General features: G+C 66.7%; 8 protein-coding genes and 2 pseudogenes. 7 read left to right on the plus strand and 3 right to left on the minus strand.

What is annotated here, in order from left to right:
• Positions 1 to 239 precede the first annotated feature (239 nt).
• Positions 240 to 1,823: a hypothetical protein gene (locus tag WAW85_RS07410; RefSeq protein WP_422558985.1), complete on the plus strand. Its 1,584-nt coding sequence runs from the start codon at positions 240 to 242 to the stop codon at positions 1,821 to 1,823.
• 5 nt (positions 1,824 to 1,828) lie between these two features.
• On the opposite strand, the gene WAW85_RS07415 is transcribed toward WAW85_RS07410, so the two are convergent.
• The 3 genes from WAW85_RS07415 to WAW85_RS07425 are packed head-to-tail and all read right to left on the minus strand — an operon-like array spanning position 1,829 to position 5,170.
• Positions 1,829 to 2,419, minus strand: coding sequence for a TetR/AcrR family transcriptional regulator (locus WAW85_RS07415; RefSeq protein ID WP_422558986.1), 591 nt, complete (start codon positions 2,417 to 2,419; stop codon positions 1,829 to 1,831).
• A 4-nt stretch (positions 2,420 to 2,423) separates the two neighbouring features.
• Positions 2,424 to 3,656 carry a hypothetical protein gene (locus WAW85_RS07420; protein ID WP_422558987.1) on the minus strand — a complete coding sequence of 411 codons (1,233 nt, stop codon included), beginning with the start codon at positions 3,654 to 3,656 and terminating at the stop codon, positions 2,424 to 2,426.
• Entirely contained in the window at positions 3,653 to 5,170 is a 1,518-nt protein-coding gene (locus WAW85_RS07425; RefSeq protein ID WP_422558988.1) for an FAD-dependent oxidoreductase, read from the minus strand. Before WAW85_RS07425 ends, WAW85_RS07420 begins: the two co-directional genes overlap by 4 nt.
• 162 nt (positions 5,171 to 5,332) lie before the next feature.
• On the opposite strand from WAW85_RS07425, the gene WAW85_RS07430 reads away from it, so the two are divergent.
• From WAW85_RS07430 to WAW85_RS07455, 6 genes and pseudogenes are all read left to right on the plus strand, one after another.
• Entirely contained in the window at positions 5,333 to 6,595 is a 1,263-nt protein-coding gene (locus WAW85_RS07430; protein WP_422558989.1) for an oxygenase MpaB family protein, read from the plus strand.
• A 22-nt stretch (positions 6,596 to 6,617) separates the two neighbouring features.
• Positions 6,618 to 7,289 carry a hypothetical protein gene (locus tag WAW85_RS07435; protein ID WP_422558990.1) on the plus strand — a complete coding sequence of 224 codons (672 nt, stop codon included), beginning with the start codon at positions 6,618 to 6,620 and terminating at the stop codon, positions 7,287 to 7,289.
• Positions 7,290 to 7,601: 312 nt separating this feature from the next.
• Positions 7,602 to 8,063: a prevent-host-death protein gene (locus WAW85_RS07440; protein ID WP_422558991.1), complete on the plus strand. Its 462-nt coding sequence runs from the start codon at positions 7,602 to 7,604 to the stop codon at positions 8,061 to 8,063.
• On the plus strand, positions 8,060 to 8,407 hold the full coding sequence (locus tag WAW85_RS07445; RefSeq protein ID WP_422558992.1) for a hypothetical protein: 348 nt from the start codon (positions 8,060 to 8,062) through the stop codon (positions 8,405 to 8,407). The genes WAW85_RS07440 and WAW85_RS07445 overlap by 4 nt, the downstream gene beginning before the upstream one ends.
• A gap of 279 nt (positions 8,408 to 8,686) precedes the next feature.
• A pseudogene (locus tag WAW85_RS07450) lies at positions 8,687 to 8,869 on the plus strand (integrase core domain-containing protein); the annotation flags it as partial.
• A gap of 54 nt (positions 8,870 to 8,923) precedes the next feature.
• Positions 8,924 to 9,189: pseudogene (locus WAW85_RS07455) on the plus strand (IS481 family transposase); the annotation flags it as partial.

Genomic DNA, 9,189 nt, shown 5'->3' on the forward strand with positions numbered 1-9,189 from the left:
GGCCGGTACCGCCCAGATCGTGGATGTCCCCGGCCTGCGGGTGAGTCGTGATCTGCGCGCGGTCTGGCAGCCGCCACAACAACTGACCGGCCCGGCGCGCGATCTGGTGCGGATCGCCGAACACGATCGTGCCGCCGACGGCAGATAGGCCTGCGTGCCCGACTGGCGATCAAGGTGTGCAATGCTCAGCCGAGAGACACTCGTCACCTCACCGACATCGAAAACCCTGGGAGCCCCCCGTGTTCGGACGTATCGCCCCCGCCGCAGGAGCGGCCGCTCTCGCCGCCGTGGTGGCCCTCGGGCTGGCCGCCGCGCCCGCCCATGCCGACCGGACACAGCCCCTCGCGTGTGTCCCGCCGATCGGTACCAATCAGCTGATTCCGCCACTGCCCGGCATCGTGACCCCACTCCCTGGCGACAAAAGCCCGCGGGTGTTCGACGTGCTGCCGCCAGCCCGATCCGGCAAGGGCCTGCCGGCTGCGGTCCACCTGCGCGACGGGACCGCCGGGTTTAACAGCTTCGTCGAGATCGCCCTGCGCAATGGCTCGCTCTACGCTCGCGCCCGCAACTCCTCGGGCCCGTGGCGCAAGGTCAACACCCCGAGCTGCCTGGATGGCAAGATCGCCGCCGTCTCGGTGAACAACAACATGCTCGTCGCCCTGGACAAGCACGGGTGGATGTACTCCCTGGACAACCTGCTGGCCGCACCGGCCACCTGGAATTGGACACGACTGTGGGGTGGACCGATCTGGTTGTGGCCTGGACTGCAAGTGCCTGCAGACCCGAGCAAGGACCACACGTGGTCGCTGAGTCACCGGATCTCGCACAGCTTCACCGATCCGGCCGGCAACACCCATCCGCTGACCGCCGGTCTGGTGCAGATGGTCGCCCTCACCGGGGACGGCTCGCGCATCGTCTTCCTCGACCCGTGGCTGCCCGCCGACTACAGCTATGAAATCGGCGGCCCGCTCGGCGGCCGGTTCATCTCCGAGTCGATCTCCAGCTCCGGCTCGGTCACCTTTGTGATGAACCGCTACGGCGACATGTACACCCGCGCCTACGACTTGGACTTCGCCGGCTCCAACCACATTCCGCATCGTTACACCTGGCAGCGCCGCGGCATCGAGGGCCAGCAGTCCACCTCGCAGTTACAGGAGAGGTTCGATCCGCGCACCACTCCGGTCGCGCTGCCCGCCAAGGATTGGACGCACCAGCCGAAGATCCCCGGTGAGGTGACCACCCGCATCTCCATCCACGATGTTGGTCCCGCGGTGGAAGATCGCGAACTGCGCGTCGAGGGACGCCGTAATGGCCGGACAGGTTTCTGGCACAAACGACTCTCGGCCACGGCCTGGACGTTCACGGCGACCGGGGACTCGCTGTCCGGCCGGGTGCTGACCGGCGATCCGAGTACCGACCAGTCGTCGTTGACGCTGGCCCCACCGACCGGGGTGAACTTCGCCGGCGCGTTACCGGACGGCTGGAAGATCTCGGCCACCGACTTTGACTGGGCGCAGACCACCCATCCGATGGTGCTCACCTCCCCCACCGGCCGCGCCTACCCGGTGAAGCTGCACACCACTGACGGATTGCGCTTCTTGCCGCGCGGGGCTGGGCTCGACGCTGAGCCGCGCACCATGGACGGCGCCCTGGACCTGCGCGGCGCACACCCGGCGCAATCAGCCGAGTTGCGCGGCTTCATGAAGAGGAATCTCGCGGGCAAGGACATCTTTGAGGTCAGCGCGCAGGTCAGCCGGGATCGGCTGGTGCTCTCGCCCGCCGGCCTGCTGACCAGCCCGCTGACTAGCCTCCAGCGCCGGTGAGCCGCTTACCGCCGCGGCACCACCCAGGTGCGGAGAAAGGCGCGCAGCTCGTCGGGGGTTCGCGGCGGATGGTTGGGGTACTGCTGAAAACTGAGCCACACCCGCATTACCACCTCGGCCAGTCCATCGAGCGCCGCGGCGTCGTAACCCTCGGCAGCCCAGTCCACCGGTAGTCGGCGCAGCATCTCCGCACCGAGCGCCACCGCACCCGAGGAGGTGGCCTCCCGCGTGAAGAACTCGGTCTCGCCGGCCCGCAGCATCACCCCGAGCGCAGGCTCGTCGGGCAACACGCACAGACAGTAGATGATGGTCTCGGTGACGGCATCTTCGGCGGTGCGGACCTGTCCCAGGGCCGCAGCCATTCGGTCGAGGAAGTCCACCGCACCGGCCGCGGCCACCGCGGTGAGCATCTCGTCGACCGAAGAAAAATAGCGGTAGACCGTCTGCCGGGTGACCCCGGCCTCGCTGGCGACGTCGACAAGCCGCGTTTTGGCCAACCCGTAGCGTTCGACGCACCGCGTCGCCGCAGTCAGGATCCGAGCACGCGCCTCGTCCGCATCCTGCGGGAGGTCCCCTTGCCAGCCACGAGTCCGCACCGACTCATGCTCTCACAGCATCCGAGGCCGGTTCGGCGACGGCCGCCCGGGGCCGGCGAGCCTGCCGCAGAGCGGCGGTAAGCACGGTGACTGCGACGATGAAGCAGGCGATCACATAGGCCAGGTTGCCGATCGGCGTACCGCCGGTCGGGGCCGCAGCCGCCCCGGTGACCCCGTCGGTGGCCGCGAAATAGGCGGGGAGGGCCACCGCCCACAGCACCGCCAGCACCACCAGATAGAGGACCGGGAAGACCCGCAGGAAGGGTGCCGCCTGCTGCGCGGGGAGCCCGGACGGTATCGCACCGGCGCGCTGGCGCCGCCACTGCCGCAGCAGCAGCCAGCCACCGATCACCCAGATGGCGAAGACCTGAATCGCGAAGACGATGGTCTGCGCCTGCTGGTTCGCGTCGGGTCCGCGACCGAAAATGGCGGTGGTGATCGACAGCAGCGGCATCGAGACCACGGCGATCGCCCCGGCGGCCAGAATGCGCCAGGTGAGCGACCAGCCGCGGACCTCCTGTCCGCGTTCGGTCGGGTTCTTCACCCACCGGACAATGAAGAAGGTGAGGGCGGCGAATGAGACGGTGGCGAAGAGCCAGACGCTGCTCCACGGCACCGCATCTAGGAGCGGGACCGCCGACGGATTGCCCAGCACCCCGGCTGGTGCGTCGTAGAAGGGCTCGTCGACGTTCCACGCCCACCAGCGCAACTGCGGGCCAAGTTGATCGAAGATCTCGTAAAATACCTGGTAGACCAGTGCCACCACGAGGGCACCACGCAGGGCCGAGTAGCGGGTGCCGTCGAAGAAGCCGAGCGCCCGCACGATCTCATAGGCGACCTGGCTCATCGCCGGATAGAAGCAGATGATGTAGAGCGGCAGCCGGTCGTACATGAACTCGACGGTGAAGACGTTGTGGGCAAACATGAAGCCCATCGCGTCTTGCATGCCGAACCATTCCGGGAAGTACAGGGGCGGCTCGATGATGAACAGGTACACCAGGGCACCGAGCCACAGCGCCAGGTTGGTGGGGTCACCGTCGTCGCGCCAGCGCCGAATCGCATGGATCAGCGCGAGGATGGCACCGATGATGATGGTGGCTTCCAGGACCGGCAACGTCCAGTTCTCCAGGTTCACCGGGTTGCGCAGCGTCACCACTGGGTTGGCGTCCTCGCAGAGGAAACCCAAGTAGCGAGTGATCACCCACGCCGGGGTACTCGGCTCGCAGATCGCCGTCATCGGTCAAGCACCTGCACACGGCCGCCCGGCTGCGGCTGGCCGTCCCGCCAGATGTCCGACGGCGGATTCTGCTGGGCGTCGAATCCCATCGGGAGGGTGGTGCGCCGGACGAGCCGCTTGACCCCGTACCAGGCGAAACCAGCCAGCACGCGAGGGCTCTTGACCATGTCGGTCACCGACTCGTCGAGGTTGAAGACGGCGGTGAAGTGCTTCTCCACGGCTTTGTCTTCCCGGGTGGTGGCCGAGATGTGGTTGAAAATCGGCCACGATGCCCGGTAGGCCAATCGTTGCCGCCACCGCGGCGCAATCTCGGTGCCTTCGGCATTCGCGTAGCCCTGATCCCGGGCCAGAGCGAGGGTCCAGATGTCATCGAGCAGCACCCGTTGCGCGGCAAAGAAGTCCGCGGTGAATGCACCATCAAGTCCGGTGCCATCGTGCCCGGCGGCGGCCAGGTGGGTATCGAGCAGGAGCGCCGATTTTCCGGCCGAACTCATACCCTGCGCGTAGAACGGGTTGAAGCCGCAGATCGCATCGCCGATCACCACCAGGCCGGCGGGCGGGTTGTCCAGGTCGTCGTACCGGCGCCGTCGATTCCCGGTCGACTTGGTGACGAAGACCTCAGATATCGGCGTACACAGGTCCACGGCGCGCCCAAAGGCTGGGGCCCGCACGCGGTGCACCGCCGCGCCGAAATCGGCGTCGGTGCGCGGCATCGGGTGGCCCCACGAGCCCAGGGTGACCAGGACTCGTCCGTCTTCAATCGGGAAGATCTGGCACAGAAAGTCGTGTTCGATCGGATGCGGCGTGGTGTCCGAGGTGGGCATCACCGACATCTGCGCCCACCACCAGTCGGCCGGCAGTTCCGTCGGCATCTGGTACCAGCGCGAGGTGTAGGTGACGCCGGCATCCAGCGACTGGATCGGCACCTCCGGCCAGCCCGCCTTGGACAACCAATCGGCCACCTTGGACCCGCGCCCAAGGGCGTCGATCACCAGATCGGCCGGTACCAGGGCCTTCTCACGGGCACCGTCGACGCCGGTCGCCCAGATCCCGGTGACCCGGCCGCCGGTGGCGCCATCCCCGTCGGTCTGCAGGCCGGCGACGCTGGCGCCTTCGATCACTCGCACATTCGGTACCTCGGCGAGTTTGTCGCGCAGCGTCCGCTCGATCAGCAGCCGCGACGCGTAGACCATCGTCATGGTGGATTCACCTCGCGGAATCCACCCCGCACCCTCGCAGTGCGCGGCCGCCTGCGACGGCATCATGTGCAGCGCGCCCGCATCGATCAGCGCCGCCTCGAAGCCCGGAAATATCTGGTCCATGGCGCGACGACCGGAGTTGAGCAGGAAGTGCGGGTGTTTGCTCTGCGGCACTCCGCGCCGGTGTTCGGCCTGCTCGCCGATCACGTCCCGTTCCAGGACCAGCACCTCGTCGAAGTAGGCCGCCAGCACCCCCGCAGCACACATTCCTGCAATGCTTCCGCCCATCACCACTGCCCGCTCACCGAGTCGCACGGCCACCTCCATAAAGAATTACGTCATACATTTTTCGATTGATGTCACACCTTAGAAGGTGATGTGGCTCACGTCAATGCTCATCATTCCGGCGCCGCATGCCAAGTCCGCCCGTCCCGTTGAGATGATCTGTACAATTCGTCTCAACCCCAAGGAGGCGCCGTGTCCAACAGCCCAACCGTGACCGCGAACGCCGGATTTCCGTCCGCCGTCACCCACGACAAAGCCGTCGCGAGCCCGTGGGTGCGGCGGGCCCGCACTGCCGTCCGAAAAGTCACCGGGAAGGATCTTTTCCCCGAACCCGAGCACCTGGCCTCCTTCGCCGCCGAGATGTTCACCACCGATGCGGTCGCCGAGCGGTTCGTCGCCGAGGTCTACGGCAGCCTCGGCGGCGAGCAGGCCCGAGCTCTGCTCGACCAAGCATTGACCGACGGGCTCACCAGCGTCGAAGATCCGCCGGCGGCGATGGTCGCACTGTTCGACGAGTTCGAGACCGTCCCCGACTGGGTGGATCCGGAACTCGTCGCCGAAGGCGAGCAGATCTGGCGCCGCTGGGGCACCGCCCTGTTCAGCGTTGCCGGCGGCGAGACGCTGGAGATGTATACCGAAGCGGCCGTCGCCAAACCCCTGTCCCTGGCTGGCGGCTACGCCGGCGATAACGCGCTGCGCCGATTCCTGGAGACCGCCCGCTTCTGGATCGACGTCTCGCAGCCCGGCGCGCTGCTCACCCCCGGCTCGACCGGGCGAGCCACCGCCATGCGCGTGCGCGTCATGCACGTGTGGGTGCGCCGCACCGTCGCCGAACACCCGGAGTGGGATCGCGAGCGCTGGGGCGAGCCGATCAGCCAGTCCTATCAGCTGCTCACCCTGATGGGCGGCAGTGTGGTCCCGGCGCTGGCGCTCTGGCTCACCGGCGTGCAGACCACACCAAAGGAGATCCGGGCGCTGCTGCACTATCAGCGCTACCTCGGTCATCTCCTCGGTGTGCGCACCCAATGGTATCCGGCGAACATCAGCGAGGCGCTGCGGCTGCTGGCCTTCGTCAACATGACCCGCAGCTACGACGCCGGGGCCGACGGCGCCGAGCTCATCGAGTCCTTCCCGGCCGCCTTCCAGGTGACGGGCGCGACCGGGCTGGCGAAGCTGCGCGGCAAATACAACGCGGCCATGTACGCCGCCTACTCGAGCATGTACATGTTCCCGTGGACCCGCCGCAAATACGATATGCCCAGCCCGCTGCCCGGTCTGCTGCTGATTGTGGCGCGCCTGCCGCTGGTGGCCGCGACCGAAACGCTCCGGCGGATCTGCCCGCCGTTCTCGCGTTGGCATGAGCGGGTGATGTGCCGCCACCGGGAGAGCTGGCACGCCATGCAGATGGCCGGCCGCTCCGCCGACTTCAGCCACGGCAAGGGCCTGCGCCGTTAGCGGAGGCACCTATGCTGGCCCGGTGACGACCAAATTGATGCTGACCACCGCTGGCAGCGAAGCGACGGCGGCCCTGCTGACCGCGGAGTTGCGGCACGCCCTGAAAGTGGCCGGTGCCACGGCCGTACAGATCAACGTCGACGATGCGGCGGTCGCACCGGCGATGCGCCTGCCCGCGGCCGAGCCCCTGTCCGCGGTCGTGTCGGTCTGGACTGATGACGCGCCGGAACTCATCGTCGACACCGTCGCCGAAGCCACCGGAACGCGCCCGCACGCCTACCGGGTCACCGAGATCGTCCGACTCGATCCGGCGCCGGTGCCCGACGGCGAACGGGCCCCGCTCCTGGCGAATATGGCGCTGCTGCGGCGGCCGGAAGCCATGTCGCGAGCGGAGTACCTGGACTACTGGATGCTCCACCACACGGCGGTGGCGATCCGCACGCAGAACACCTCGGCGTACGTGCAGAACATCGTCGACGAGGTCCTGACCGAGGGGGCGCCGGAGGTCGCCGGGATCGTCGAAGAGCACTTTCCGATGGCCGGCATGACCGACCCGCACGCGTTCTACGGCAGCCGGGGCGACGATGCGGAACTGGCGCGCCGTATCGACGAGCTGATGGCCAGCGTGGCCCGGTTCGGCGCCGCCGACGGCCTCGATCTGGTTCCGACGAGCAGGTACTTCTGGGATCTGTAGCACCGGAAGACCTGGTGCGCCCACGCAATGGCCCAGATAAAACTCCGGGCCACCCGGGCGCTCCCCGGCCTGCTGCGGAAGCGGAGGGATCTGAACCCCCGACGGTTTCACCCATGCTCGGTTTCAAGAAGAGTGCCCCGATAAATCGACGTGCGTCGCGGAACCCGGCGGCGGGGCCACGCCATGTTTCGTTATTGGCGCGTCAGAGACGACTACACAGTCTGCCTACAGACTGTTACGCAGCAGCCTAGCGCCATTCGATACGACAAGGAGACGATGGACTTCCGAACACGTTCCGAATACGATTGGCGCATGGCCACAGCAGCGTTCCGCACCACCACACGTCGCTCCTCGGACTTGAGTAAGCACTCCGCAGAGGTCTTCACTGAGGCCGAGGACCACCCGGTGACCGTTACTCGGCGCGACGGCGAGGACCTCGTGCTGATGTCTCGGCGCCACCTTGAGAGTCGCAACCGCATGCTGGAATTCGCGGCACAGTTGATTGGCGTGGCCGTAAACAACAACGGACCACTCGTCGACCGGATGGCGAACGCGTTTCCGTGGATGCTGGCACTGTCGGCGGAGGATCGGGAGACCTGCGCACAGGACCTCGTCGACGCCGCCCGTGCCTCGTTTTTCACCGACCAGCCACATCGCGTACTCGCAGAGCTGACCTCGTGGCGCGAGACGGCAACCGCACTGGCCGCTGGCCTCGGCCAGGCTGATGTTGAGTGGCTCGAGGACGACGATGCCGCCACTGTCGAGCGTCCATAGTCGTGGGGAAGGACGAGACTGTTCCTCGGCCAACGAAGAAGTCCGAGTACGCGATCAAATTCGCGTCAGCTGGTGCCAAGAAAGGATGGAGGGACCTCGCAGCGACGATTAACGGCCCACTCGCCGACGCCTGGGATTTCCTCACCCGCACGCCGACTAGAGAAACTCCGACAAACTACCCGCTCCGCGGCGGTCTCGCACGGGTCAGGCGGAACGGGCAGACCCATGACCGCTGGCAACACAAGCCGACAGTCAAGGGGGACGCTCGCATCTGGTTCTACGTGCAGGACCACACAGTGTTCCTGGAGCAAGTGCACACCAAGCATCCGAACGAGACCAAGTAGCTCCCTGGCCCGAACACTCGACGCTAGCGGCAAAACAAGAACCCGCACCCACTGCGACAACCTCACCCCAGAGGTCGCCGAACGTCTGCACTACGCCCGGAAAGCCACCCTCAATCCGGAGGAGGCACTCACAATCTGAACTCTCCGGAAACGCCGGGATGGATCACCTACGGGCCACCAGCGTCGACCCTGACCGACAACGGACTGGTTTTCACCGCCCGCCTGGCCGGGCGCAAAGGCGGCCGCAACGGCTTCGAGAAACTCCTCCAAGCCCACCGAATCGAGCAGAGGAACGGCGCCCCCTCACATCCGCAGACACAAGGAAAGATCGAACGATTCCACCAGACACTCAAACGATGGCTCCGCGCGCACCCCCGACCTGACACCGTCGCCGATCTCCAAGAACACCTCGACCAGTTCCGGCACTGGTACAACACCGAACGCCCACACCGCTCGGTCAACCGTCGCACCCCCGAGCAGGCCTACACCGCCCGCGAGAAGGCCACCGGGCACACCGTGATCGAACCCGAATGGCGCACCCGCACCGACCGGATCGACCAAGACGGAAAAGTCACCCTGCGCTACGCCGGCCGCCTCCGACACCTCGGCATGGGACGGGCCAACATCGGCAAACCAGTCCTCATGCTGATCCGCGACAACGAGGTCATCACCTCACACGCCGACACCGGCGAACACATCGCCCGCCACCTCGTCGACCCCACACGCGACTACCAGCCACCGATCAAAACGACCGCGAACCCCCGGAAACGACATGAGTCGCG

Origin of the sequence: Gordonia sp. (in: high G+C Gram-positive bacteria) (assembly GCF_049299075.1) — a bacterium.
Classification (GTDB): Bacteria; Actinomycetota; Actinomycetes; order Mycobacteriales; family Mycobacteriaceae; genus Gordonia.